Origin of the sequence: Spartinivicinus ruber, assembly GCF_011009015.1 — a bacterium.
In the GTDB taxonomy this organism is placed as follows: Bacteria; Pseudomonadota; Gammaproteobacteria; order Pseudomonadales; family Zooshikellaceae; genus Spartinivicinus; species Spartinivicinus ruber.
The window spans coordinates 749239-774784 of sequence record NZ_CP048878.1 but is presented as its reverse complement, the minus strand read 5'-3'; the positions used below and the strand labels follow the sequence as shown (position 1 = coordinate 774784).

Here is a 25546-nt window from a genome sequence, read left to right as displayed (position 1 = left end):
TTGCCAATTTTATTAATAATACATATACTGCTTTATTTTTATCAGCCCGCTACCTTAATTATACGGATGTAAATCATGCAACAAACAGTATTAGGACTTGCAATCTTTGTTAGCGTTGCTACTGCTCAACCAATCCAAGAAACTCAAGCAAACTATATTGACCAAGAGGTTAAAATACCAGACAAGCTTGTTACAATTAAACATAATAATGGCCAAACAACTATCCAGCTATTTCAAGAGCATGGCAGTGGTGCTTATTATGACTTTACTACACAAAGCTTATATACTGTCAGCGACCGTGGTCCAAATATCAAATGCAAATATACTAGGGCTTTTTTTGGTACAGCGAGTTTTTGCTCCAAAGGGCGTGTTATTCTAAATCCTGAGTTTCAACCGGCTATTTTTCAATGGAAATATAATAGCGCACAAAATAAATTCAAGTTAACAAAAAAAATTTCCATCACAACCCAATATGGCACCCATGCTTTAGGTTTGCCATTACCAAGTTCCAAGCCACACAAGTTAATCGATATTAAACGCCGTCCTATTCCAATATCCACCAAAGGAATTGACCCAGAGTCTATTGTTAAACTACATGATGGTAGCTTTTATATCTCCGACGAGTATGGCCCCTCATTACTCCACCTTAATAAAAATGGCCGAATTCTAACCCGCTATGTACCTTCTGGCGCCACCAATTTTATTGAGGATGAAGAAATACCCGTCGTAGGTTTACTACCGAGCATTCTACATAAACATAAATCAGGACGAGGCATCGCAGGTATTGCAATCAGCCCAAACAATAGATGGCTATTTTTCATCCAGCAAAGCCCCTTAGCCAACCCAAATAAAAAAACCTATGAACAATCTCGCTGGGTAAGACTGTTTAAAGCACGGTTAAATAAGAATGGTTCAATCCAACAAGTAGTCAACGAATATATCTATCCATTGGATATTCCTGCCACCTTTATGAGTAAAGATAAAACTCAGGGGGACTTTAGTATTGAACAAGATGACGTAAAAGCTAGTGATTTAACAGCCTTAAGTAATGATACTTTATTAGTATTAGAACGTATTTATATCACGACGAAAATTTATCGGATTGACCTAAACCAAGCAACTGACATTTTAAATACTCAATGGGATGATGTAACCCAAACCCCAAGCTTAGAACAACTAGACTATTTAAATAGCTTTAACCTTAATCCAGCTCCAAAAAACCTGGTGTGGAGCACCCTTAATACTCCTAACACACAATACCCTGGGAAAATTGAGGGAATGGCGCTTATTAACAAAAATCGTTTGTTGTTAACGAATGATAATGACTCAGGTGTTTATGGCTCTCACACCCACTTTTTTTCAGTGGATGCGCCTCTTTGGAAGTAATTATGAGGCAGTGTGCAAGGTACTTTGATTTCGCCCACCTTCTTTAGACTTATAAAGTGCTTGGTCTGCTGCTTCAATCCACTCTTTAATACTTGTTATCTTTCCATTAATTTCAGCTAACCCCAGGCTAATCGTAAACTGAATGGATTGATTATGGTGGGTAACGGGTGTTTCACTAATGTCTTGACGTAATCTCTCGGCAAAATTCAGCCCATCTTCAGCTTTGGTGTTTATTAAAATAACGCCATACTCCTCCCCGCCATAACGTCCACTGATATCCGATGCTCGCTGATTTTTTCTCAGTAAATCAGCTACTGTTTTTATTACCTCATCACCTGCCTGATGCCCATAGGTATCATTTACCTTTTTAAAATGGTCAATATCAAACATTACTAGAGTAGACGGCTCCTTAGTGCGTAAATAGCGATTAAATTCTCTAACCAAGCATTCCTCCCAAAAGCCCCGATTGAATAATCCTGTCAGTCGGTCTGTTCGACTCATTATTTCTAACTGGGTATTGGCCTGTTCCATGCCTTTTTTATTAACAGCGATATCAGTCACATCATAAATTAGAATACAAATATGATTAACCGTGCCATCTGCTGACATTAATGGATTGATTGTCAGGTTTTGGTACATATATTCTTCAGTACCAGTAATCGGCCTAAAATTTTTAAAACGAAAGATAAACGGACGTTGTTCCCATGTGGAAAAAGTTTTATTTTTTAATAAAAATACTGATTCTGTTTTACGTAAAAACCAATCTTTAGGGATTTCACCAAACAAGTCAAATACATTTTCTCCCCTTACTTCCAGTGCATTTTTACCACTATGATTCTCCATAAAGCTGTTCCAAATTTGGATTTTATAGTCCCTATCAACCACGACTAATCCTACTTCAATATCCTGAAGCATTCCCATCATCCAATGCAGCTCTTTAAAACCTGTATCTACAGCCATTACCAACCTCAAGTTAATAGATAGGAAATTTTTTCTCCAAGTGCTTTCATTGAATCTTCAGTAAACAGCAGCAGTAAATCGCAACTAATATCGTAGTTCTCAATGTTATAACACAGTTCGATGGCCAGCGTTTGCTTCCAACGCCAAGCACCTTGACTTAGCAACCTTGAAACATCGACATGTTGTCCTAACACAATTGGATGGCCCTGACTAAATGCAATATCTAACTGCTCAGCAATACCTTTAATACAAGCGCCAATTAGAATATTGGCAACTTCCATTACTAGCTCTAATTCAATCGTTTCGGTTAATTTACCTTCATAATGAAGCAGCTTGGCCATATCTTCAAAAGAGGAATCATAAAAAAGTAGCAAGGCTTCACCTGCAATGCCAGAACCGATAAAGCCCTGACAAACAGCGGAAAATGTATCTTTACCTTCAGAGGTTTGCAGCGCCATTTGTAGTTCGGTTACCTCTAACATATTTACTTTCGGCACTGGCAATAAGATAAATACATTTAACAATTTTGCTAATAAAGCAGCAGCCTGCCCCATAGCCACATTGGCGATTTCCTGATAACAATCCATTTCATCAATGCTGGCATTTAATTCTTGAATTTGCGCTTGATGGGTTTGGATAATGGCACTATCGTTTGCTGCAGCATATAAACCATAGCGTTTTAAAATTACTTCAATATCTTCTGCTGCAACAGGCTTTTTAATAAACTCCATAGCCCCTAACTGCAAAACCCGCTTTCGAGCATCTTCTTGAATATCACCAGACACTACAATGGTCACTACATCAAGGTTGTTATTTTTTATTTCACTAAGCACCTCATAGCCATCCATAACCGGCATATTCAGGTCTAAAAATAAAACCTCCCCTTTACCATTAGCTAACGCCTCCATACCCTCCTGACCATGTTTAGCAAAGGTTACTTCAACATCCCACTCTTCAGGAAGGGCTCGCGCCATTTGTTTGCGTGCTACTGTGGAATCATCACAGATCAATACGTGTGTAGACATCGTTCTTATTAGTTAATTAAATGAAACTACTTGTGATTGTTCTATTAAGCAATCACTTCATGTTTATTAATTAAAGATGAGAGTAACCAGTAACGCTAATTTATTTCAGCATCAACAGAACCAGAAAAAAGAACTCTGAAAGAGAGAACAAAAGCAAATGGTGTATAAGAAAGGGGAGATAAGCAGTGCCGCCAGTAGCACTGCGCAACTCATATATTATGATAGAAGCTTATTTTGATGGGGCTCTGGTAAACCACAATACCCCTCCACCAACAGCAAGCATAAAAGTCGCCACTAAATTAAATAATCCCATATCGGTTCCATCACTTTGCAAGCTAGCCATTGACTGAGACATAGCAACTAACAAAAAACCAAAGCCTAATAACTCATCCATAGTTGTAAGACATTATCTGTATAAAAAGGTAATTTTAATAGCAAATTCTATTAAATAAAATATTTTTGTAAGAATAAATTAGACAAAAGAATTAACACCCACTTGAAACAGTTGTATTAATTTAACCAAAGACAAAAGCAGAATAGCCATAAATTACGGAGACTTAAACGTTTAAGATAAATATCGCGTAACTTAGTCAATATTAAATAATACGTATTTTCCGCAATTCATTCACCAAAACAATAAATGAGAACAATTATTATTTGCTGATAATAAAGTACTCAATATAACCACATATTCCTAATCTGGAAATACCGCTTTGAACAAAGTGGAGCGCTATACCCAATAAAAAGGATTTTTAGGTGAGGCTATCGATCAACGAGCTCCAGTACAATTTAAGTAGCTACCGCAGTTTTTACAGCCCTTATGAGCTTACATAAATAGGTGGTTGGGGTGAGTAACAAAGAAAGCAAAACCTAAAAAAAGATTCGCAACAGGTATACACCCAAATATTTTACACAACGTTAAGGTACACTCTTTATTAGCTGCTAACACTTCCGTAGACTATTCAACCAAAGAATATGACTATTATATCCAGGAGTGTCTCATGCCAGTTTATCGTTCACGCACCTCAACCCATGGGAGAAATATGGCAGGCGCCAGAGCCCTATGGCGTGCTACTGGAATGAAAGATGATGACTTTAAAAAACCAATTATTGCAATTGCCAATTCATTCACCCAGTTTGTACCTGGACACGTTCATTTAAAAGACCTTGGTCAATTGGTAGCCAGAGAGATTGAGCAAGCGGGTGGTGTAGCTAAAGAATTTAATACCATTGCCGTGGATGATGGCATTGCCATGGGCCATGACGGCATGCTGTATAGCCTTCCTTCTCGTGAGCTAATTGCTGATGCCGTGGAGTACATGTGCAATGCCCATTGTGCTGATGCCTTAGTTTGTATTTCCAACTGCGATAAAATCACTCCCGGAATGTTGATGGCCTCGCTACGCCTAAATATTCCCACTATTTTTGTTTCTGGTGGCCCAATGGAAGCAGGTAAAACCAAGCTGGCAGGTCAGGAGCTAAAACTAGACTTGGTTGATGCTATGGTTGCTGCAGCAGATCCTACGATTTCTGATCAGGATGCTGAAGCTTATGAGCGCAGCGCATGCCCAACCTGTGGCTCTTGCTCTGGAATGTTTACTGCCAACTCAATGAATTGTTTAACAGAGGCACTGGGGCTATCACTCCCCGGCAACGGTAGTCTATTGGCCACCCATGCAGATAGAGAACAACTATTCCTTACCGCTGGCCGCCAAATTGTCGAAATCACCAAGCAGTATTATGATCAAGATAATGAGGCTGTTTTACCAAGAAACGTAGCCAACTTTAAAGCATTTGAAAACGCCATGATGCTGGATATTGCCATGGGTGGCTCCACCAACACCATTCTGCACTTATTAGCTGCGGCTCAGGAAGGAGAAGTTAATTTCACCCTGGAAGATATCGACCGCTTGTCTCGAAAAGTGCCACATTTATGTAAAGTGGCCCCTGCCACCCATCAATATCATATGGAAGATGTCCACCGTGCAGGTGGGGTATTTGGAATTTTAGGTGAACTGGCTCGTGGAGGGTTATTACATACCGACATTCCTACTGTGCATAGCAGTAGCATGGCTGAAGCAATCACAAAGTGGGATATCACCCAAACCACGGATGAGCAAGTACATACTTTATATAAGGCAGGTCCTGCAGGCATTCCTACCCAACAAGCCTTTAGCCAAAGCACCCGCTGGGCTTCTTTAGATAATGACCGGGAAAGTGGCTGCATTCGTAGTTTAGAACATGCCTTTTCAACAGAGGGGGGACTGGCTGTGTTATATGGCAATATTGCCGAAAATGGTTGTATTGTAAAAACGGCAGGTGTTGACGAAAGCATTTGGGTATTTGAAGGCCCCGCCCGCATTTATGAAAGCCAAGATGCCGCCGTAAGAGGCATTTTAGAAGACGAAGTACAACCAGGTGAAGTGGTTATTATTCGTTATGAAGGCCCAAAAGGTGGCCCTGGCATGCAAGAAATGCTTTACCCTACCAGTTATTTAAAGTCGAAAGGCTTAGGTAAACAGTGTGCCCTATTAACTGATGGACGTTTTTCAGGGGGTACTTCCGGGTTATCCATTGGTCATGCTTCACCTGAAGCCGCAGAAGGCGGAGCGATTGGTTTGATAGAAAATGGCGATCAAATCAGAATTGATATCCCTAACCGCAGTATCCAACTATTAGTGGATGATAAAGAATTGTCAAACCGCCGCCGCACCATGGATGCCAAAGGAAAACTAGCCTGGAAACCCTCTCACCCCAGACAGCGTCGCGTCAGCACTGCGTTAAAAGCTTATGCGGCATTAGCAACTAGTGCAGATAAAGGCGGGGTTAGAAACTTAGATCAGTTGGATTAAACATTAATTACTTATCATCAAAAAGCGCTTGTTAATTAACCTCAACAAGCGCTTTTTTAAAACTAATTAAAAGAAAACTTTAACTATCAAATCTTCGCCTGCGTACCTGTCCACCAAAGCCCAACATCAATAAAATACCACCTAACATCAATGAAATCATATTAGGTTCTGGTACAATGCCAGGATTACATTTTTCAGTTTGCTCACAGGCCCTTAAGTCTCCCACAAAAGCTACAGAGTCATAAATAGTATCAGCTGTGTCAGCAATAACTATTTCCAACGTATGCTCATCTAGGGTTTCATCTAACAAGCCAATCACAGTTAGCACATCAGAAACACCGTCATATTCAATGGGTAAATTATCAGTACCCAATTCATTATTATTAAAGTTATGAGCATTAGCCCCAGTTAAAAAGGAAATTAATGAGCCATCCTGAAAATAGGCGTAATTTTTACCATCCACAATAAACGTAAAAATATCCGTCACAGCTTGATCAGGAAATTCTTCAGTGGCAAACACAAACATTGATTGAATAGCTTTAATCCCTTCTGCCACCGTAAATTTTACTTTTACCGAGTTATAGTCACGGTTAGCACTTGGTAACCCTGCGTTTTTTAATATATTCCCTACTCCAGCATGAGAAACTGAAGGTAAAGGTGGTGCACCAGAACGAGAGTGGCTGTAGTCAACATAGTTATTGGTTTTCGGTACATTAGCCGATCCAGTGGACAGCACCGCTCCTCGACTTAATTGAATACGTTTGCCACTGGTTGCATGGGTCATATCCAGGTTTGTAAACGTACCAGATTGAGCAGTATATAGATTACTTTCATCACCTAAGCGGCCATGAAACTCAGCGCTACCTTCAATAATTTTAATCCCGCTATTATTGGCCAGCATACTGTTGATAAGCGTCATTGCCGGGTCTTGCCCTTCGGTCTTATTCAACAAACCAATATCAAATGATGCTTGCGCCTGAGATGACAGAATTGCCCCCGCAAAACCTAACGCAGTAATAAGTTTTTTTATTGACATGAATTGTTCCTTGTCTATTTTATAATCGCGTTTCGCTATTAAAAAATCATGCCATACTTGGCTTAGTTATTTCGCTATTTTCTGAAGCCTTTGGTAGTAGGTGGCGGAGCAAGACTTGATAACTGTTGTAGATACCCAACTCACATCACGCAATAATAGCGAAACAGTTATCGTAAAATTAACTGACAAAACAAAAGGGAGAAATGGTCATTTAATCGTCCCTTTTCTAAACGACCATTTAGTCAAGTCAAGTTAAACCCAGCAAATCAATGAGTTAAACAAATGTAAAATTTTGTAACGCAATCCAAAGTTTTCTAAGCCTAGGCGGAAGGTTACACTCGATTTAGGATTTGATAGGAGTATTTCAACGGCGGCTGATGATCCGTTTCTTGAATCTGCTCATCTACCAGCTGCCACTGATTGTCGTCAAACTCAGGAAAAAAAGTATCGCCTTCAAAAGCTCGGTGCACTCGCGTTAAGTAAAGCCGGTTCGCCAAAGGCAGTGCCTGCTGATAAATTTGTGCGCCACCAATCACCATCATCTCTTCACAACCATCAATCAGCCCAATGCTTTCAGCCAAGTCAATTGCCTCATCAAGGGTATGCACCACTTTTGCTCCCGCTGCTGCAAAGCCTTGATTGCGAGTAATCACAATATTAGTCCGGCCAGGTAACGGCTTACCTAAAGACTCAAAAGTTTTACGCCCCATAATCAGTGGCTTACCCATAGTGAGTTGCTTGAAATAACGCAGATCACCTGGCAAATACCAAGGCAGCTTATTATTAATGCCAATAGCATTGTTTGCTGCCACTGCAGCTACTAAACAGATACGCACCTTGTTATTACCTCTTAACCCTGTTTGCGACAAAAGCAGGCCATTCTAGCTTGAATATTTCATCAGATCACATAGTTTTCAGGCATAATCCTACACTACCAATATCTTTGCACCCTTCCGAGCCTACTTAGCGTGCCCCCCCCCTAAACAACTAAGCTTGCTACTAACTCCTAACAACTTTATCTGTTTAAATAGCCTGTCAATACAACTTGTGTCTTATTCTCCAGCAACAAATAGCATATAACATACTACTAAACAGAGTTTTAGCTATTTAAACAAGGAACCACGCAATGCGCCTGCCATACTATGAACTATCCAGCGAAGCACTCAATCATTTTCGCCAAGTTAAAAACTACCTGGCTGGCAGTTCACTAGATATAAGACTTGTTGAGCTTATTTACTTACGTATCTCTCAAATTAATGGCTGCGCTTTTTGCCTTCAAATGCACGCTCAGTCACTAAGAAAAGCTGGCGAAACCAATGAGCGTATTGATTCCCTAGCAGGCTGGAAAGTGAGCAACTTATATACAGATAAAGAACAAGCTGCCTTAGAGTGGGCTGAGTCAGTTACTCGCATCGAATCAACGTATGCTAATGATGATGCCTACAAACCTTTGCAAGATCACTTTTCAGACCAAGAAATTTCTGACTTAACATTTGCCATCTCTCTAATGAACGCGCTGAACCGATTGGCCATCGGTATGCGGCAATAATCGTCTAAACTTTGCTGTATCTTTCAAGTAACTAAGCTAGTAGATCGATTATTATTAGCTTTTTTTGTTTGCTGAGGAGATTCATATGGCATCAGGGTCCAAGAAAGTCATTGTTGCTGCACTTATTGGCAATAGTTTAGTGGCTGCAACCAAGTTTATTGCCTCATTTCTAACTGGTAGCTCTGCCATGTTCTCCGAAGCTATTCATTCTGTAGTAGATTCTGGCAACCAGATTTTATTGCTGTATGGGCTAAAGCAGTCTAAAAAGCCACCCAGTGAAGAGTACCCTTTTGGTCATGGCAAAGAGGTGTATTTTTGGAGTTTTGTGGTCGCTATCTTAATTTTTGCAGTAGGTGCTGGTATTTCTATTTATGAAGGCATTCACCACATTTTACACCCCACTCCTATTACCAACCCAATGGTTAACTATATCGTTCTCACTTTGGCTATTGTTTTTGAAGGAGGCTGCTGGTGGGTGGCAATGAAAGAATTTAAAAAAGTTAAAGGTGATCTTGGGTATGTAGAAGCCGTACATAAAGGTAAAGATCCTTCATTATTTGTCGTATTTTTTGAAGATTCTGCTGCTATTTTAGGATTATTAATTGCTTTAATAAGCGTTATTTTAGTTCAGATGACAGGTATCCTATATTTTGATGGCATCGCCTCTGTATTAATTGGAATTATTCTCGCTACGACCGCTATTTGGCTTGCCTATGAAACAAAAAGTTTACTCATTGGAGAGAGTGCCAGAGGCCATATCGTAAGAGGTATACGTCAATTGGCCAGTGGCGAATCCGGCGTAGAATATGTTAACGAGGTGGTCACCATGCAAATGGGGCCAGAGTTTATTTTAGCAAACCTCAGTGTTGATTTTGATGACGACTTACAAGCAACAGACATCGAGCGTATTATCGTTAGGTTAGATCAAACCATAAAGCTGACCTATCCAAATGTAAAACGGGTATTCATCGAAGCTAAATCCCGAGTCGATGCCGTTTCCAGCCAAATTCAACCAGTTAATCTTGGAGAATAAATAACAACTTATAACTATCTCAATATACACGTTGAAGTTGGTATTATTACTGAATGCCAAGGATGGTAAATACAATAGAAAATAAATGGTCCCTTAGCAATCCTGTGTAATTTAAGTTTTTAAGTTTTACAGGCTAGCCAAGCAGCACATTGTTTAGCTTACCGGCAGGCTCCCCTCACTAAGCCGCAACCTTGACACAAACTTTTGCAATTTTTCGCCACTTATATGGAATGAACAAAGTCATTCAATGAATTATTCGTTTCAAATATAGTATATAACATTTTATTTTCGTTATTATTATAGACAATATAAGTCGTATTTTTGCGCGCGCCACACTACCCATTGAAAATATTCAAAATATGCTAATATTCAACTGAGTTTAAAAAATATTTGCAATAAAATTGATAAGGAAATTAGAAAATGTGCACTGAATTTATCTTACCATCTCAACTTTCACCACAGTTAAAAGACTTTCCTTTTTCTGGTCGAACTATGGACTTTGAGTATAATTTTGACTGGACAGTAGCGGCAATTCCTGAAGAAACTAAACTACATGCTGTTGGTAGCAAAGACTTACCTGTTGCTAAAAGGCTTCCGGGTTATAAATGGGAGTCTAAATACGCCTATATAGGAGTAGGAATTCGTGCAGAAAAAAATGTATTAAGTAAAGTATTCGACTCTGTATCAGATTTGCCCAGCAAAGTATCTGATGGCCTTAATTCAGAAGGGCTTACAGCTGCAGCACTATGGTTACCCGGCTCTGAATATCCTCATTTAGATAATGTACCTAGTGATGATTATTACCTACTTTCAATGATGGATATCTGTTGTTGGGCTTTAAGCCAATATAAAAATATACCTGATTTAAAAGCTGACTTAGAACAAATTAGTCAAGGAAAGCCAATACAAGATGGTACAAAACTCTATATCTGGGACCCACTACAGTTCAACTCTGATAGTACTGTAAACCTTATGCCACTTCATTTTCAATTTCATGATAGGCAAGGGAATAGTTTATTGCTGGAATTTAGAAATAGAAAACTGGAGATTACCGATAATACTGATTTAGGTGTTTTAACAAATGCTCCTTTTTATGACTGGCATCGTACAAACTTACAAAATTACTTAAATGTTACTAATATCGAACCCAACAAAGAAGGCAAACCCATTATAGGAATGCATGTTAAAGCGGCTGGAAACGGTAGTGGTACTATAGGGCTTAGTTCATCACCTTTACCAGCTGACCGCTTTCTTCGTACCGTACAAAGTTTAAACTTTGGTATTGACTGGATTAAAGATAACAGTCATTTCCCGAAAAAACTACTAGCTTACGTAATCAACATTATAGCTGGCGTAGTCGTTGCGCCAGGTGTATGTAAAACCCATAAAAATGAAGGCACTGGCGATTATACACAGTGGTGGATAGTTCGTGATCCCATTGAAAAAGAGTTACATTTAGCGACTTACGATAGCCTTGGAACATGGACAGTACGTTTTAAAGACTTTAAGTTAAACGCAGGCAGTAAACCAGTTTATCTTGACTTAAATGCTGCCATAGAAATGCCAATATTAAAACCATAAAAATAGGTATGTTTAACTGCATGACCATTATAGTTGTTTGGTCATGCCTCGATCTAACCCTGATTGATGAGTATGTAGCACTGAAACCTGCCACTTACTAACTTAGTGATTCAGGCAGCCTCTGTCCGCCATCCACTACTATAGTCTAACCTGCTTCATCGGCAGCAAAAAAAAAGCTGCATTGCTGATATCCTCTACACTCCCAAGATGGTTAAAAGGAATAGAAGATGACATTGAATAAAGATAATGAAAAACCAATTAATGCAGTAATCGTTATGAAAGAAACAAAAAAATCACTAACCTTTAAGTCTACACATAGAATATGAATAATTATTAAAGATGTTCTAAAGTCAAACGATTTATAACATACAAATTGACTTCAATCAAAAAAGCATTAAAAAACTTACCAAACCAACTAAGTATTGTTAAAATATAGCACACAACTATTGTATTACTTTGGTACGAGCCAAAAGCTTAACCTGCCTTAAATGGCCACAGAAAACAGTAGTCATTTTCTATAAACTGCGATAGGAACCACGTAGTATTATGCCTATATCAACAGGTATTAAATGGTAATCGCCCCTATATAATCAAGGAGAGTATTTTGAAAATCACAAACATCGCTGCTTTAGCAGGTGCACTTATTACCTCACCTTTTGTTTCAGCTGAAGGTACCAAAGAAGTATTAATGGGGGTTGATATTTTACCAAACTCCATTGAATTACACGTTGCATCAGGTGGCTGCACGAGTACCAATAGTTTTACTATTAGTGTAGATAAAACTGCTTCACCACACTCTGTAACGGTCCTACGCATTCAGCCAGATTTCTGTGAAGCCCACATTCCTGATGGAATAAAAGTATCGTTTGACAGAGCTACTTTGGGCTTGGATGGAAAGGTCGAGTTTATTCTTACTAACAGGATTGGTAATACTTCTAATCGCCAATAACTGACTGTATTCATTAACTTAATGCTTACCTTCTTCATAGAAAAATTGACTAATAAAAATTAGTCAATTTCTAACCAGCTTTGCTTCTTACAAAGATCTCAAGTTATTAACTGGAATGATGACTGGTTAAAACCATAGCAAGTTGAGTAATAGAAAAGTTCACTTAAAATGTTGAGTTAGTCAGCTTTTAAATAAGCTCTAAACTTAGTCTTACAATTTACAAAGGAGCATTCCTAAAATAACCCATTAACCTAAGCTACTCATGAAAAACTTAACAGCCCAACCAGGTTCGCTTAGCCAATAAGGTAACACACCAAATATTGGCAGCATTACTAGTAATTCAAGTGCCCAGGAAGTAGCACCTTTATTTAGCTTATAAGTACGAAACACCAATACCAGTAACGATGCTATAATCACAATCAAGCACCACACTTGGGTTAGTAACAGGCTTTTACCAAAGCTTGACAAGTTTAAAAAGAACTCAACGATATTAGTATGAGCATTAGCAAACTCTATGGCTTCAGCTCTTAAATTACCTTTCAAGTTATATACTGCCGAAATATTAAGCCCTGCAATTGAAGCTATTATTAATGACACAGGCATATCTTCATCATTAAAGCCTTTTTTAAAGAAGCCATGAATAATGTAGGTGGTAATAAATCCTGCGAATAATAAAGAGCTCGCAAACATAATGTCTACCAACCAGTGGCCATACTTGGCAAATACCCAGGTTAAAACAGCACTCACAAAGAAAAACCCGATAACCATAGCAAATACATAATCAGTACTATCGTTAGTGTTATTACTACTGTGATAATAATTATGCACCTCATGGCGGTTATTTGAATGATTAATATGATTAACCTGATTACTATTTCCTTTAATGCTTGTTTTTTGTGAAGTATTGTTATTTTTTTCCACTTGCTGATGCTTTGCCTTCTCTTTATTCCGCGTAAAAAGCCAACTCCAAAATACTCCAGCTAAAGGCCCCAATACTAAAATACCTAACCAATAATTTGACAGTAATTTATCCATTCAATACTCCAATTGTTGTTTAATAAACTAAATAACTAATAGCTTCTATAAGCCATATTTGACAGCTTATAGAAACTAAGAAGTGCCCTTGAACTGAATCAGTTATTTTTCTTTTCTTACCCCTTTAAAAGGCGTTTTGCTTGATGTTTTCACATCCACAAAACGCCCTGTTTGCATATCCCTTTTCACATAATTACCTGAAGGGGTTTTGGTTTGAGACCAACCACGAACAGCACCATTACGATGTCCGTCGCCTTTTGGAGGATTAGTAGCCATGGTTTTCTCCTTAAGAAAATTTCATATAAATGATTGATAGTGCTATATAAGTCTGCAGTCGATTAGTTATAAAGCAATTGGCGTGCCACTACTGAAGTATGTCAGTAGCACAGGTAAATCAAGTGTCTAGCTGAATTAGGCAAAATTCAGGCAAACCATATAATAAAAATATTTATGTGATAATAAATATTTTTATTTAACCTTTAACGCTTGCTCAACTTAACCACACCGCACATTATGAACGTTGTATTAACTATTTTATTGTGTAAAAATTACATTTCTACCAGATAGAAACAGCCTGAGTTTTGCTTTCAAAAATAAAAGGAGTAGTCCTTGCAATTAGTCGATGTAAGTTGGATAGAGAAAAACTGGGTAGCCGTTGAACATGAGCCTGTTAATGAACAACCCTGGTATTATAGATACCAGCTTAATCCAGTAATTTTTTCAATTCGTTACACCACACCTTGTGGCCTACTGGTTGAAAAAACTGCCACATCAGAAGAACTTATGGAGTTACTGGGTTGTTTGCCAGAACCTGCCGACTATACTGCTTGCATTATGTGTGGTTATTGCATAATGCATGAGGATAATATTATTCAGACGGTAATTGGTAGTACTGGGATTCCTCATTAATGAGTAGTTCATCCTCCAATAAAATGAATAAACACGTTGCCATGTTAGAAGCTGGTAATAAAATAGCTATGGATCAGTTAAAGAAAAATCTAACCGCACCTGTTTTACCCAGCCTTCTGCGCTAGATGAAAGCCGCTATTCTAATACCCATTTATTAACTAAAAACGAAGGCTGGGAGCCACTACATACTAATTTATGTCAGCATTTATTTTCGTCATTTTCAAGCATATTTTCCTGAATATAACTCAGATAAAAAGCTAGCAACGTTATTAGGTGTATCCAGTGACCGTCGTATAAGAGAGTTTAAACAAGGCAAACGCAAGGTACCTTATGGAGTATGGCGGAAATTTTTAGTGATAACTGGGCAAGCACCACAGGAAATTATTCCTGTGCTGGGGATTTTTACACCCTCTCCCCCTGGGAGAGGGTGTACCTGCTTTAAAATAACTACTAAACGGAACAGCCAGCATTTTTATTCCAATTAACATTGCTGTCGCTAGTCTTGCAGTTGCAGACTAACCCCCTCATCCTAACCTTCTCCCCCAAGGGGGAGAAGGAACTTAGTTTCGAGTCCTTCTGCAACAACCTTTAAAAAATCAAATTTCATTGATTCAATAGGCCTAGTTTTAAAGCTTTCCTGCGAAGGCTTTTTGGCTTAAGCTCAAAAAAAGTTCATTAAAACCGACTTTCGATTCATGAAAAGCTCTTAGCTTCTTTCTTGTTTCAATAACAACCTTTTCATATTTTTCTTGCATTTCTATTGGGGGATTCAAAATTCTTATATCCTGCATTTCTTGCGCATTGATGTTTGCCATTCCCACAATACTTTTACACATATTTTGTAGAGTATTTTTTCCATGCTTTGAGTTTAGATACCCAGATAAATAATAACTGTTACCTTTTTCATTAGGTCTAACTCTAATTAAATATCCAGCAAAAGCCATAGGAGCATTTTCTTCGTAAACCGCTGTTTTCCCAACTAGCTCTTTACTATTTGTCCTATTGAAAACTAAGTCTCCTTTTTTTAAAGTGTATTTAGATTTATCTTTTTCATTTAAGTCTATGTACTTCAAATCAGAAAAGTCCCAGCTTCCCTCATAAGTAATATTTCCCATGCGAAGGATTGGATACTCTCCATTAGTCTTAGAAGCCTTTGATGAAGACCCGTAGTTTGCTGTATCAACTAAATCTCTGATTGTACCTACTGCAAACCCCTTCGGATTCGTCACCGGATCACCAAACATATCCAAAAACACTGAGCGAAGAAACTCATCAGCTAGTTGAATCGCTTGTTGGCGTTTACGGCGAATTGCATCTGCCTTATCCAAAATAGCAGCAATGCGTTTTTGTTCGGCTAGGGATGGGAGGGGTATTTCTACAGCCTCTAGCTTTCCTTTGGTAATGTGTTTTAAACCAACCCCACCATGAGCCTGGTCAATTATCATATATAATTTAGAGTTTATTGCATATCGAAGATAAGCTTTATCAACTTTTCTTTCGTCAACATCAACCCTAAATATATGTTGATTTAAAAAACCTTTACCTCTCTTCCAGAAAAAAGCGCCAAAAGAAGTACCTGGAGTTCCAGACCAAGAGAACAATAAGTCTCCAGTATTAATATGAAATTTTTCATCTACTTCAAAATTACAATAATTAAATGGTTTAGTTTCATCATTCAAATTTTGAATACGAATAATTGGCACACCAAAATCAGACCATTCAATTGGTTTAAAAGCTCTTCCATTTTGCAATTTGCAAGTTTCACCAAAAGGTACTAAGTTCACACCCCCCCCTCCTGAGTCGCTCTACTATTTCCCTCCATCCACAACACTTGTGCATCCATACACGTCGTCATCCAAAACGCACTAGAATAATTCATTAAAGCATTTCCTCTAGTTCGTTAATATCCGCCAATATCTCCATCTCCAACGTCTTTAGCTTTTTCAAAATCTTTTTCGGGGGTTCGTAGGTTTCTTCTTCGTATACCACTTCTTTATAGCGGTTGATGGATAGGTCGTATTTGTTGTTTTTAATATCCTCGGCGTTTACTACAAAGGCTTGTTGGGTTTTGTCGCCAAAGTGTTTTTCTATGGTGGCTGGGCGGGAATTGTTCTCGATTAATTGACAGTATTTGTGCCATTGTTTAATGGCATCGGGTAAGTCGTTACTGCCTTCGCCGGTTAACGGGGTGCGTTTGTCGTCTAATGAGTAGCCATCCGCTTGTAAGTCATAAAACCATACGCGCTCGGTGGTGCCACCTTTAGTGAACATTAAAATGGCAGTACTCACCCCCGCGTAAGGTTTAAATACTCCGCTAGGTAAACTGACGATACCTTCCAGCTGGTTATTTTCAATTAATTCCTGGCGTAATTGCTGATGGGCTTTACTAGAGCCAAATAACACCCCGTCAGGCACAATAACCGCCGCACGACCTCCTAAGGTCAAAGCTCTTAAAATATGAGCAACAAATAACAGTTCGGTTTTTTTGGTTTTAACCAGCCCCAATACATCCGGGTTGGTATTAGATTCATCCAGGCTGCCTTTAAATGGTGGGTTCGCCAGGATGACATTAAAAAAGTTTTCTTCTTGCTGAGGAAAGTGCTCTTTTATCGATTTACTTAAACTGTCTTGGTAATGGATATTGGCACCATTGACGCCATGCAGCATCATGTTCATGCTGGAAACCCGCAACATGGTGCTATCAAAATCAAAGCCCCAGAACATGTGCCTATTTATATGAGTTCGGTAGGGTTCTAACAGGTCACCGGAATAGTGAAGATTGCCATCTTCATCTTTAAACGTACCCGCCTCACTGGAATAAACTTCATTTAAATATTCCATAGTGCGAGCTAAAAAGCCCGCAGTGCCACAAGACGGGTCGCAAATCACATCAGTGGGTTGGGGGTCTATTAGCTCAATCATCGCATCAATAATATGACGAGGGGTACGAAATTGGCCATTAATACCTGCAGTGGTGAGTTTACTTAATAAATATTCGTAAATATCCCCTTTTACATCACTTTGGGTTAGCGGCAGGTTATCCACCATTGCTACAGCAGAAACTAATACTGACTCATTTTTTATGGCCAGATCAGCATCCTGCATATATTCCCCAATATGAGCCAGGGCACGCAAAGCACTACCCACCGTACCAGCCTGGTTATTGCTTAACGCTGATTTTTTAGCCAATTTTTTTGCTTTGACGTCTTTAGTCTGCTCAGGATGACCCAGGCTGGCAAAAAAAGGAAAAACGTTGTTTTTAATATGTCCATGTAACTCACTGCCGCTCATATTTTTAAAGTTTTTCCAGCGCAGTTGTTGCCCTTCTGTCGTATCAGGAAAAACTCGGTCAAATGGCTTTTTGGTTCTGGCTGCTTTTCGCTCAGCTACTTCTTCTTGCATATCCAGCATTCGCGCAAACATCAGATAGCTGATTTGCTCGATTACGGTTAAGGGGTTGGTAATTCCCCCTGTCCAGAATTTTTCCCAAAGTTTGTCAATGTCGTTTCTTAATTGACCTGTTAGCATTTAATGGTCTCTACTTCTTGGGTTGTATATATACCCAACGCTTTGGAGGCTGTCGCAAAGAGGGTTTTGCCCCCTCATCCTAACCTTCTCCCCCACAAAGGGAGAAGGGACTTGGCTTGAAGTACTTCAGGGGCACTCATTGGGTATAGCAAATTGCACAATAAATAATGGTCGCTAATATTAAGCTAAAGCTTTCTTTTGTTCATTCGTTTATTTGGGCACTTGTGATTCTGTTTCAGCCCGTAAAAACGGTTTTAGAACCCCTATCACTCGCTCGGCATCTTCAAGTGAAAATACGCCATCAATACCTTCATGGCAGATATGGGTGAATGGGGGTTCAAAAAGCTTACCCAATACAATAGAGCCATGCTCCGCTAGGTAGTTTTTCAGCAGATTCATAAACTGTACTTGCTTGGCTGTGAGGTCGGGGTGCACATGTAGAAAGCCTTCAAAGTGTTTTTCAACGGCTTGCAGGTCCAGCCCAATTAATTCGCGTATAGTAATATGCAACTGTTCTGCGGTACGGCCATAAAACTCATTGAGTACTTCCAGGTTAACACCAGGATGACTGGTAAGAATGGTTGAAGTCAGTGTTTTTAGCTCTGTTTCAACAATGGGCTCATCTCGATGAATTTTCTGCAAAATAGGGTTAGCTGCCACCATCTCATCCAGTATAGATTTTAACCGGCGCCGGTAGAGCATAGCCTCATTAGCTCCTACAATTTTAAACTCCCGTTCTTCCTCCCTTACCCCTGAATCACCCGTGCGGGTTGAAGGCATAGCAAATACACCACCCCCTACTGACTGACGATATTTCATAATGCCACGCAATTCTTTACGGGCTTTTTCCAATGCATCAATGCTAGGGTTTTGCCAAAACTCAGCACTGCGCACCTTAGCAATGACTGCATCCTTTTGACGTACAGCTTGAATGTTAACGGCTAAAGTATCAAGCTCAGCTAATAGCTGATCACGCCCATCTTCAAAGCAACTGGCCTGCTCAACCAGACAGCATTTAATATTGGCCACCAACTTATCAAATGTTGTGGCATGCTTATCCCTCAACACCCGAGCACTCATCAATGGTGCAATATTATTCGCAAGCTTATGTTGGGTGGTTGCATCAAACCGCTGGAGCAGATCCGTCTGTTGTAGCTGATGAACCAACCGCAACTCCCGTTTAACTGCAATACTGGTATCCGGCAGATCATTTATATCAGCCCGTAACAATTCAATTGCCGTATCAAAAGCTGCTGCATGGTTCTGTTTTAATGCAGCTTGCGCCAGTTCCAACCGAGCTTCGAAAGTGGTTTGCAACAGTGATTTACCACCGGTGTCTTCTGGCTCTCGGTATTCTTCTTCGAAGTAACCAAAATTACCGTAGTGGTCAAAGATAAAAAATTCGGTTTTATCTTTACCTGGACCAAACAAGTTAGAGCAAAGGCGAGTACCCCGACCAATCATCTGCCAGAATTTAACCCAGGATTTAACTGGCTTGGCAAACACCAGATTAACTACCTCTGGCACGTCTATCCCGGTATCTAGCATGTCTACCGAAATAGCGATACGAAACGGGTTGTCAGCCTTTTTAAACTCTTTAATCAGGCTGTCCACTTTAGGAATACGGTTATGAATAACTTTACATACCTTACTACCGTATTGGGGGTAAAGCTTACAAAACAGTTTTTCAAGATGTTCCGCATGGTCCTGTCGCTGGGCAAAGATAATCGTTTTGCCTACCAGTGAACCGGTTTCGTCTTTAATACCATTATTGATTAGATTCTCTAGAATAATCCGGTCAGTATCTTCACTGAAAATCTTTCTGCCGATATCCTTACCGGCAATTGTCGTGTTTTGTGCCTCTTCCAGCCCCAGGTCTTCTTCCAGTTGGCGTTTTTGCTCTTCGGTAAGATCATTGTAGTGAATCCCTTCCCGCAAAAACTCAGTGGTCAGGTCCTTAGCACGATATGGCACCAGATAAGGTGGCTCGTTATTAATCGCTGCATCCAGCCCAAACTCGTAGGTAGGGTCAGTATTTTCACAGTCGAATATATCAAAAGTGTTGCGGCTGATAAATTTAACCGGCGTAGCTGTTAACCCCACTTGCAAAGCATCAAAATAATCAAATAAATCACGGTATTTGTTGTAGATACTACGGTGGGACTCATCCGCAATAATTAAATCAAAAAAGCCAACATCCAGCTGGGTAAAACGATTCATCATGCCAGGGTAAGTGGCAATGTAAATGCGTGCGGTTTGGTCTATTTGATTAGTTTCACCAATCACACAGCGGGGCTCACTGGGTAGATTTTGCTTAAAGGCGTCATCGGTCTGGCTACGCAGCTCTTTGCGGTCACATAAAAACAGTACCCGTTTAGACCAGCCAGTGCGCAACAATAATTCTGCCAAAGCAATGGCCACACGGGTTTTTCCTGTGCCTGTGGCCTGAATAATCAGCGCCTTTCGCCGTTGATTCTGAAAATGCGCCGCCACGGTTTTAATAGCTTCTATTTGGTAAGGTCGGTCAGCAATATCCAGATTAGGGTTATGCTTTTCTAATTCTGCTGTTCGATAATGACGTTGATAAATCAGGTATTCCAGACTGTCTTTACTATAGAAGCCGTATACTGGCCGATAGGTATTGTATTGATGGTCATCCCAGATAAAGCTTTCATAACCATTGCTATAAAAAATAACGGGCCGTTGATAGCCCATATATTCCAGGGCATCGGCATATAACCTGGCCTGCTCACGACCCGCCTGAAGGCTGGTATTGCCCGACCTTTTGGCTTCAACTACCGCTAACGGCTGGCCATTATCCCCCCAAAGTACATAGTCTGCTGCACCTTTTCCTGAAATATTATCAGGGAAATCAACCGCTACCTCCTGACCAACCTGATCTTTGTTGTTTATATCCCAGCCTGCTTGCAACAACATAGCATCAATTAATAACGCACGGGTTTTGGCTTCGTTCCATTGCAATGAGTCAGCCACTTGCTGGCTGGCATTCAGCCGCTTTTGAGCATCGGGCTTCACTGGGGGCTCCAAATACTCAAGGTTTTTGGTGCGCTCTCTTTCTAGCTGCTCTAATATTTGCTGAACCTCTTCCTGCTTTTTATCCAGCTCTTTTTTGTAACCACTGACAGATTTTTTTAGCTTTTTCAGTTCAGCTGTTGGATCAATAATATCTTGAAAAGGTGGAATACTGTCTTTTTTCTTACTGTAGTATTTAATCCCCATATACATGGCAAGCTGATGGGCTGTACCCAAGGCCATGTGGGCACTGCGAATATCTCCTTTGGCACCATGGGCAGTATCGTTACCTTGAATGCGTAAAAAATTAATTTGATGGATCAGAGGCTTGCTGACACAGCCTTCAAATACTGGGTTTTTTATAAGTTCATATAGATTGGATTGCGGCATCCTCGGTAATAATTCCTCCTTATAAATAGCCTTGGTGACTTCTTCAGCAAAGCCACGTAACCGTGTCAGCGCACTGCCAGGGTCAATAAATAATACGGCTTCAGCCAGCGAGCCTAAATTAGCAAGCGCGTCATTTTCGGGCCGAAGAAACTCAAAGTTAACTGATTTGATAATGTTTTTTATATCCATAACAAGTCTTAAGCTAAAATCATGCCACTTTTTATTTTATACCGTATTTTTCCATCCAGTTGTTAAGGGTTTGATAGTTTTTTAACCCTAGCAACGCTGCCGCTTTACTCTTATTAGCATGGCAATGCGCCATTGCCCGCTCAATATAATGGGTACATACTTCTTCAATAACGCCATTAATATCAATACCTTCTGTTATTTCTCGACCCAATATAGGATCTTTCGCTGCTGGCAGTTGCTGCAAGGCATGTTTGATATCAAGATCAGTTAATCGCTCACCTGGCTGCCATAGACTGGCTCTTAACAAAGTGGCATACAGCTCCCTCACATTACCTGGCCAAGAATAGGTTTGGATAACTTTTTTTGCCTTGGCAGAAAGTTTTTTATGTTTGTAACCAATTTGGCAGGCCGCGTCGTTATTGATCTGTTCAAGCAGGTTATTAGCAAGCAAACCCAAGTCTTCGGGGCGAGCTCTTAAAGGCGGCAAGTTGAGTACACCAATCGCTACCCGATAAAACAAATCTTCCCGAAAATGCCCATTCGCCACCTCATGGATCAGGTCTTTATTCGTTGCAGCAATAATTCTCACATTCACTTGCTGCTCAGAAGTTGAACCAACTGGGGTAAAAGTGCCATCCTGCAAAACCCTAAGTAGGCGCACTTGGGAGTCTAACGGTAATTCACCAAACTCATCCAGGAACAGAGTACCGCCATCTGCTTGAGCAAAATAGCCTTTATGCGCAGCCGTTGCACCCGTAAAGGCTCCTTTCGCATGGCCAAATAACGTGGAATCAATCAGGTCTTTGGCAATTGCACCACAGTTAAGGGTTAAAAATGGTTTGTTAGCTCTAGGGCTACTGTTACGAATCGCCTTTGCGAACAGTTCCTTGCCCGTGCCGGTTTCTCCATAAATCAGTACTGGTACATTACGCTGGGCAATCATGGCTGCCCGCTGTTTCAGTTCCTGTATTATTGGGTTTTGAGTAATGATATGATCAAAAGCCGCTGTTGTTGGCGCTACCCCCTCCATTAAGTTTTTTAACTGCTGATCATTACGCTCCACCAAAGCAGGTAAGAAGTCAGCAGCAATATCAAAGGGGATAACTTCTTCTTTAACCCCCTGTTCACGGGAAGCCTGCAAAAAACGAGCAGAATACTTCGCTTTACCCACTAAGATAGAAACCGCCGACATGGCTGGTGTACCCGACGTAAGCTGAATAGTGATATTAGCTCCTGGATGTCTTTTTGCAGCCTCAGCCATGACACCATCAAATGCAGTGTAAATATCTCCAAAGTGGATAGGGCTGGTCAACTGAACCGGCTTGACAACAACATCACCAGAAAATACTACACCAAGTTTACTTAAAAAAGAGTCAAGCGGATCAAATGAGCCATCTTGAAGTAAATAAAGCACTTCAAAATGCGCTTCCTCTAAAATTCGCAGCAGTGGGCCAGGCGATTCCCCCTTCGATATTCCTTCAAAGTCAGCGCGGCCCAGCCAGGAAACTAATACCTTTGTCATTCAACTAACTATTTACCTATCCAGAGAAGACTTATAATCCAGAAGCAGTATAAGCAGGTCGGCTGAATGATTCCAATTTACCCACTCTATTTGTTATATCCCCAACCCTTCCTGTTTACATTTAGCCTGCCATGCTCTTAGTTCCCGTTGTGAAATGCCCATACCACTAATGGTAAATGGCTGAAGATTTTTCAGGTCAACACTCACATCGGAATAAAATTTTTCCTGGTGTTCAGCTGGAATTTCTGTTCTGGTAAATTCTTCCAAGCGAAGACGTAACGCAGCTCCACAAATTCCTTCGGCAACAATTTCACCAATTAGACGGCGTCGTTGTTCACGATAGCGCACTCGCAAAGAATCAAAACCAATAGCTCCTGTAACTGCCGTATATTGTTCACAACTACGTAAATATGAGTGCACATAAATTTCTGCCAAAGGCCTCACATTATTAAGCTCATAAGTCACTATCACTGCTGAGGCGTAATCGTCTTTATCTACATCAATAAATGACAATGGCACTAAGTTATTTTTTACCAAAGGAATATTTGCACTCAAACGAGCCGTACGTTTATTAACATCAATAAATGCCTGCAAATAAGCAATATGCACTAATAGAAAAAAACTTTGTTCAAAGGGGTTTTCAATTTTATTCGCTTTAGAAACCACTCGTTCAAGTTGACCAGTCAACCGCTCTACTCCTTCCATTGGCATATAAGTGGTAGCAGATACCCTTACAGCATCTTTGCGAATATGCCCTGCAGCGCCAGGTGCTACTAAACCATCTGCCAATAAATAATGCAGGGTTTGTATATTTTCCATATTAATTTGTAAACGATTGATACCATCAACCAAAAACTGTATTGCATCCTTGTGGTTCAGAATCATCACTTTATCAGTATCTATTTTATCGGAAGCAGCTGTACCCTCTAATAAAAGCTTTTCGGTATCAATTAACGAATAGGTATTCCCTTCAAGCCTTGAAGAATGGTAGGAAAGATCAATTAGCATTCGATTAAAAATTTTTCGTGCGTAAGTACCTGCTGGCATTTCTGAGCTTAAACGACTACCCACTGATTTCAGACGATTACGCTCTGCGTCAGTTAAATAAAATGTTCTATTTGGCTGGTAAGCTTCAAGCCATGCCGCATTATAAGAACAAGGAGAGCGCTGATAGAGTGGCTGACGAACTTGATCGATCAACTGCTGACATTGTGGAGTATACAGCTCTATTTTTTCTTCAACCTTAATTGCTGCCTCTGCCGGTAAAAGTGGCTTAGCATAAACCGAAGGCAAGAGGTAGCGGCGACCTTTTCGTTCTCCAATAGCCTGTAGCTTACCCTCTTTAACCAGCTGAGCCAGCCAACGCCGTAAGGTACGGTCAGGGACTTCCAACCCTTGCTTGATTTCAGCGAATGGGACTGGTTCTTCAAACTGCTGAAGATGCTCTAACAAAGTGGCAATATCTATATGATGAGGCATATATCCATCCTACATTTTGGCCACTTATCGGCCACTTATCGGCCACTTATCGGCCAAAAATCGAAGATATCGACCTTTATTACAACACAAACTGGTTTTATCGGCCACTTATCGGCCAAAAAAAGAATATATCGGCCACATCCACCTTTGCCTGATAAATGTTATAGTTAGTCTTATTTAGGGGTAACTGATTGTTTATATCGATGATAGATACAGCCAATACTGTTCAACAATGGGAACAAGAGCTACAAAGGCTGGTTAAGGGCCATTTTGCTGCTGCCCATCAACGCGTAGATGTTGTTTATCAACAGCACTTTGCTTCTTTACGTAGAGTGCTACATCGGCATTGGCAGCATCGGAAGGATATTCCTCGGGATTTAGCTAATATCCCCCGTGCGAGCTGGCGATTGGCCAAGCGTTTAGGGGGACGGCAACTTGATAACACCATCAAGCTGAGCCATAAAGAAATCGCTGTCGCCCAAGTGTTAACTAATGATTTACTGGCACTACAACAACTTGAACAAAAGTTAGTCGAACACATAAAAAAACACCCACATACTGATATTAATCAACTGAATGAGTTGCAAAACTTAATTAATGAATTTACCCCAGAGCAGGCTCAGCAACGTCTTCAACAAGCACTTAGCCGTCTAACGTTAACCCATGAAGGTAGCCGGGATATGGTTATCTTTTTCACTTTAGGACTGGTAGGTCGCTCATTCAGCGATAAGCTGGCATTCGGCAGCGCACTGGGGTTGGGGTCAGCGGCTGCAACCAGTCTCTATCTTAGTCAGCAGTCATTTTGGGGAGCCCTTTGGGCCAAATGGGCAGGCGTACCAACCTGGGTTTCAGTGGGTGGTGCATTTGGCGGCGCTTTATTTCTACTGGCTGCAACGCCGATTATTGCCCCCCTAACTGAATATGGCGTTAATAAAGTCAGAGCAAAAAAATTCCTTCATGAAGTAGTGACAAGGGTTGAGCAAAAGATTTTACAAACCAACCCCGACGCTACCAGCGTAGTTGCTCATATTGGCACTTATATACAGCTACTGCCGGATTTAATACAAGCGCTTCGGGTTATTCGGTAGCC

At 40.3% G+C, this 25546-nt stretch carries 21 protein-coding genes; 9 read left to right on the top strand and 12 right to left on the bottom strand.

What is annotated here, in order from left to right; all coding sequences use genetic code 11:
- Positions 1 to 75: 75 nt before the first annotated feature.
- The gene (locus tag G4Y78_RS03530) at positions 76 to 1386 is read left to right on the top strand and encodes an esterase-like activity of phytase family protein (RefSeq protein ID WP_163831711.1); all 1311 of its coding nucleotides are present in this window, start codon (positions 76 to 78) and stop codon (positions 1384 to 1386) included.
- On the opposite strand, the gene G4Y78_RS03525 is transcribed toward G4Y78_RS03530, so the two are convergent.
- The 3 genes from G4Y78_RS03525 to G4Y78_RS03515 all read right to left on the bottom strand — a co-directional run bounded on the left by G4Y78_RS03525 (position 1387) and on the right by G4Y78_RS03515 (position 3765).
- A complete protein-coding gene (locus G4Y78_RS03525) occupies positions 1387 to 2346 on the bottom strand; it encodes a sensor domain-containing diguanylate cyclase (RefSeq protein ID WP_163831708.1) in 960 nt (319 codons plus the stop codon).
- 8 nt (positions 2347 to 2354) lie between these two features.
- On the bottom strand, positions 2355 to 3371 hold the full coding sequence (locus tag G4Y78_RS03520; protein WP_163831706.1) for a response regulator: 1017 nt from the start codon (positions 3369 to 3371) through the stop codon (positions 2355 to 2357).
- A 229-nt stretch (positions 3372 to 3600) separates the two neighbouring features.
- Positions 3601 to 3765 (bottom strand): hypothetical protein, encoded by a 165-nt coding sequence (locus G4Y78_RS03515; protein WP_163831704.1) that lies wholly within the window; start codon positions 3763 to 3765, stop codon positions 3601 to 3603.
- Between the two features lie 607 nt (positions 3766 to 4372).
- On the opposite strand from G4Y78_RS03515, the gene ilvD reads away from it, so the two are divergent.
- Positions 4373 to 6223, top strand: coding sequence for a dihydroxy-acid dehydratase (ilvD, locus tag G4Y78_RS03510; protein WP_163831703.1), 1851 nt, complete (start codon positions 4373 to 4375; stop codon positions 6221 to 6223).
- Positions 6224 to 6302: 79 nt separating this feature from the next.
- Here ilvD and G4Y78_RS03505 read toward each other — a convergent pair whose 3' ends face one another.
- Both G4Y78_RS03505 and G4Y78_RS03500 read right to left on the bottom strand, forming a co-directional pair.
- Positions 6303 to 7259, bottom strand: coding sequence for a choice-of-anchor L domain-containing protein (locus G4Y78_RS03505; RefSeq protein ID WP_163831701.1), 957 nt, complete (start codon positions 7257 to 7259; stop codon positions 6303 to 6305).
- A 332-nt stretch (positions 7260 to 7591) separates the two neighbouring features.
- Complete coding sequence (locus G4Y78_RS03500; protein ID WP_163831700.1) at positions 7592 to 8095, bottom strand: dihydrofolate reductase; 504 nt, start codon at positions 8093 to 8095, stop codon at positions 7592 to 7594.
- 290 nt (positions 8096 to 8385) lie between these two features.
- Between G4Y78_RS03500 and G4Y78_RS03495 the strand changes: the two genes are divergently transcribed.
- The 4 genes from G4Y78_RS03495 to G4Y78_RS03480 all read left to right on the top strand — a co-directional run bounded on the left by G4Y78_RS03495 (position 8386) and on the right by G4Y78_RS03480 (position 12371).
- Positions 8386 to 8808: a carboxymuconolactone decarboxylase family protein gene (locus G4Y78_RS03495; RefSeq protein WP_163831699.1), complete on the top strand. Its 423-nt coding sequence runs from the start codon at positions 8386 to 8388 to the stop codon at positions 8806 to 8808.
- A gap of 85 nt (positions 8809 to 8893) precedes the next feature.
- The gene (locus G4Y78_RS03490; RefSeq protein ID WP_163831698.1) at positions 8894 to 9841 is read left to right on the top strand and encodes a cation diffusion facilitator family transporter; all 948 of its coding nucleotides are present in this window, start codon (positions 8894 to 8896) and stop codon (positions 9839 to 9841) included.
- Between the two features lie 420 nt (positions 9842 to 10261).
- On the top strand, positions 10262 to 11422 hold the full coding sequence (locus G4Y78_RS03485) for a linear amide C-N hydrolase (protein WP_163831697.1): 1161 nt from the start codon (positions 10262 to 10264) through the stop codon (positions 11420 to 11422).
- Positions 11423 to 12026: 604 nt separating this feature from the next.
- The gene (locus G4Y78_RS03480) at positions 12027 to 12371 is read left to right on the top strand and encodes a hypothetical protein (protein ID WP_163831696.1); all 345 of its coding nucleotides are present in this window, start codon (positions 12027 to 12029) and stop codon (positions 12369 to 12371) included.
- A 246-nt stretch (positions 12372 to 12617) separates the two neighbouring features.
- On the opposite strand, the gene G4Y78_RS03475 is transcribed toward G4Y78_RS03480, so the two are convergent.
- Both G4Y78_RS03475 and G4Y78_RS03470 read right to left on the bottom strand, forming a co-directional pair.
- Entirely contained in the window at positions 12618 to 13406 is a 789-nt protein-coding gene (locus G4Y78_RS03475) for a hypothetical protein (protein ID WP_163831694.1), read from the bottom strand.
- Positions 13407 to 13508: 102 nt separating this feature from the next.
- Entirely contained in the window at positions 13509 to 13682 is a 174-nt protein-coding gene (locus G4Y78_RS03470; RefSeq protein ID WP_163831692.1) for a hypothetical protein, read from the bottom strand.
- Positions 13683 to 14015: 333 nt separating this feature from the next.
- On the opposite strand from G4Y78_RS03470, the gene G4Y78_RS03465 reads away from it, so the two are divergent.
- Together G4Y78_RS03465 and G4Y78_RS31260 are read left to right on the top strand one after the other, a co-directional pair.
- Positions 14016 to 14315: a hypothetical protein gene (locus tag G4Y78_RS03465; RefSeq protein WP_163831690.1), complete on the top strand. Its 300-nt coding sequence runs from the start codon at positions 14016 to 14018 to the stop codon at positions 14313 to 14315.
- The gene (locus tag G4Y78_RS31260; RefSeq protein ID WP_268935045.1) at positions 14315 to 14440 is read left to right on the top strand and encodes a hypothetical protein; all 126 of its coding nucleotides are present in this window, start codon (positions 14315 to 14317) and stop codon (positions 14438 to 14440) included. The genes G4Y78_RS03465 and G4Y78_RS31260 overlap by 1 nt, the downstream gene beginning before the upstream one ends.
- A 501-nt stretch (positions 14441 to 14941) precedes the next feature.
- On the opposite strand, the gene G4Y78_RS03455 is transcribed toward G4Y78_RS31260, so the two are convergent.
- The 5 genes from G4Y78_RS03455 to G4Y78_RS03435 form a co-directional block, all read right to left on the bottom strand.
- On the bottom strand, positions 14942 to 16099 hold the full coding sequence (locus G4Y78_RS03455) for a restriction endonuclease subunit S (protein WP_163831689.1): 1158 nt from the start codon (positions 16097 to 16099) through the stop codon (positions 14942 to 14944).
- Positions 16100 to 16193: 94 nt separating this feature from the next.
- A complete protein-coding gene (locus G4Y78_RS03450) occupies positions 16194 to 17843 on the bottom strand; it encodes a type I restriction-modification system subunit M (protein WP_163831687.1) in 1650 nt (549 codons plus the stop codon).
- Between the two features lie 210 nt (positions 17844 to 18053).
- Positions 18054 to 21455: a DEAD/DEAH box helicase family protein gene (locus tag G4Y78_RS03445; RefSeq protein ID WP_230425693.1), complete on the bottom strand. Its 3402-nt coding sequence runs from the start codon at positions 21453 to 21455 to the stop codon at positions 18054 to 18056.
- Between the two features lie 31 nt (positions 21456 to 21486).
- Complete coding sequence (locus G4Y78_RS03440) at positions 21487 to 22977, bottom strand: sigma-54 interaction domain-containing protein (protein WP_163831685.1); 1491 nt, start codon at positions 22975 to 22977, stop codon at positions 21487 to 21489.
- A gap of 93 nt (positions 22978 to 23070) precedes the next feature.
- Positions 23071 to 24456 (bottom strand): Fic family protein, encoded by a 1386-nt coding sequence (locus G4Y78_RS03435; RefSeq protein ID WP_163831683.1) that lies wholly within the window; start codon positions 24454 to 24456, stop codon positions 23071 to 23073.
- Between the two features lie 191 nt (positions 24457 to 24647).
- Between G4Y78_RS03435 and G4Y78_RS03430 the strand changes: the two genes are divergently transcribed.
- Complete coding sequence (locus G4Y78_RS03430; protein WP_222937632.1) at positions 24648 to 25544, top strand: hypothetical protein; 897 nt, start codon at positions 24648 to 24650, stop codon at positions 25542 to 25544.
- Positions 25545 to 25546: the final 2 nt, after the last annotated feature.

What these genes read in the sequence shown, in the direction of transcription:
- G4Y78_RS31260 (WP_268935045.1), top strand. Translation starts at nt 14,315, where the DNA reads ATGAGTAGTTCATCCTCCAATAAAATGAATAAACACGTTGCCATGTTA.
- G4Y78_RS03485 (WP_163831697.1), top strand. Translation starts at nt 10,262, where the DNA reads ATGTGCACTGAATTTATCTTACCATCTCAACTTTCACCACAGTTAAAA.
- G4Y78_RS03530 (WP_163831711.1), top strand. Translation starts at nt 76, where the DNA reads ATGCAACAAACAGTATTAGGACTTGCAATCTTTGTTAGCGTTGCTACT.
- G4Y78_RS03475 (WP_163831694.1), bottom strand. Translation starts at nt 13,406, where the DNA reads ATGGATAAATTACTGTCAAATTATTGGTTAGGTATTTTAGTATTGGGG.
- G4Y78_RS03515 (WP_163831704.1), bottom strand. Translation starts at nt 3,765, where the DNA reads ATGGATGAGTTATTAGGCTTTGGTTTTTTGTTAGTTGCTATGTCTCAG.
- G4Y78_RS03490 (WP_163831698.1), top strand. Translation starts at nt 8,894, where the DNA reads ATGGCATCAGGGTCCAAGAAAGTCATTGTTGCTGCACTTATTGGCAAT.
- G4Y78_RS03470 (WP_163831692.1), bottom strand. Translation starts at nt 13,682, where the DNA reads ATGGCTACTAATCCTCCAAAAGGCGACGGACATCGTAATGGTGCTGTT.
- G4Y78_RS03505 (WP_163831701.1), bottom strand. Translation starts at nt 7,259, where the DNA reads ATGTCAATAAAAAAACTTATTACTGCGTTAGGTTTTGCGGGGGCAATT.
- G4Y78_RS03525 (WP_163831708.1), bottom strand. Translation starts at nt 2,346, where the DNA reads ATGGCTGTAGATACAGGTTTTAAAGAGCTGCATTGGATGATGGGAATG.
- G4Y78_RS03495 (WP_163831699.1), top strand. Translation starts at nt 8,386, where the DNA reads ATGCGCCTGCCATACTATGAACTATCCAGCGAAGCACTCAATCATTTT.
- ilvD (WP_163831703.1), top strand. Translation starts at nt 4,373, where the DNA reads ATGCCAGTTTATCGTTCACGCACCTCAACCCATGGGAGAAATATGGCA.
- G4Y78_RS03435 (WP_163831683.1), bottom strand. Translation starts at nt 24,456, where the DNA reads ATGCCTCATCATATAGATATTGCCACTTTGTTAGAGCATCTTCAGCAG.
- G4Y78_RS03450 (WP_163831687.1), bottom strand. Translation starts at nt 17,843, where the DNA reads ATGCTAACAGGTCAATTAAGAAACGACATTGACAAACTTTGGGAAAAA.
- G4Y78_RS03445 (WP_230425693.1), bottom strand. Translation starts at nt 21,455, where the DNA reads ATGGATATAAAAAACATTATCAAATCAGTTAACTTTGAGTTTCTTCGG.
- G4Y78_RS03520 (WP_163831706.1), bottom strand. Translation starts at nt 3,371, where the DNA reads ATGTCTACACACGTATTGATCTGTGATGATTCCACAGTAGCACGCAAA.
- G4Y78_RS03440 (WP_163831685.1), bottom strand. Translation starts at nt 22,977, where the DNA reads ATGACAAAGGTATTAGTTTCCTGGCTGGGCCGCGCTGACTTTGAAGGA.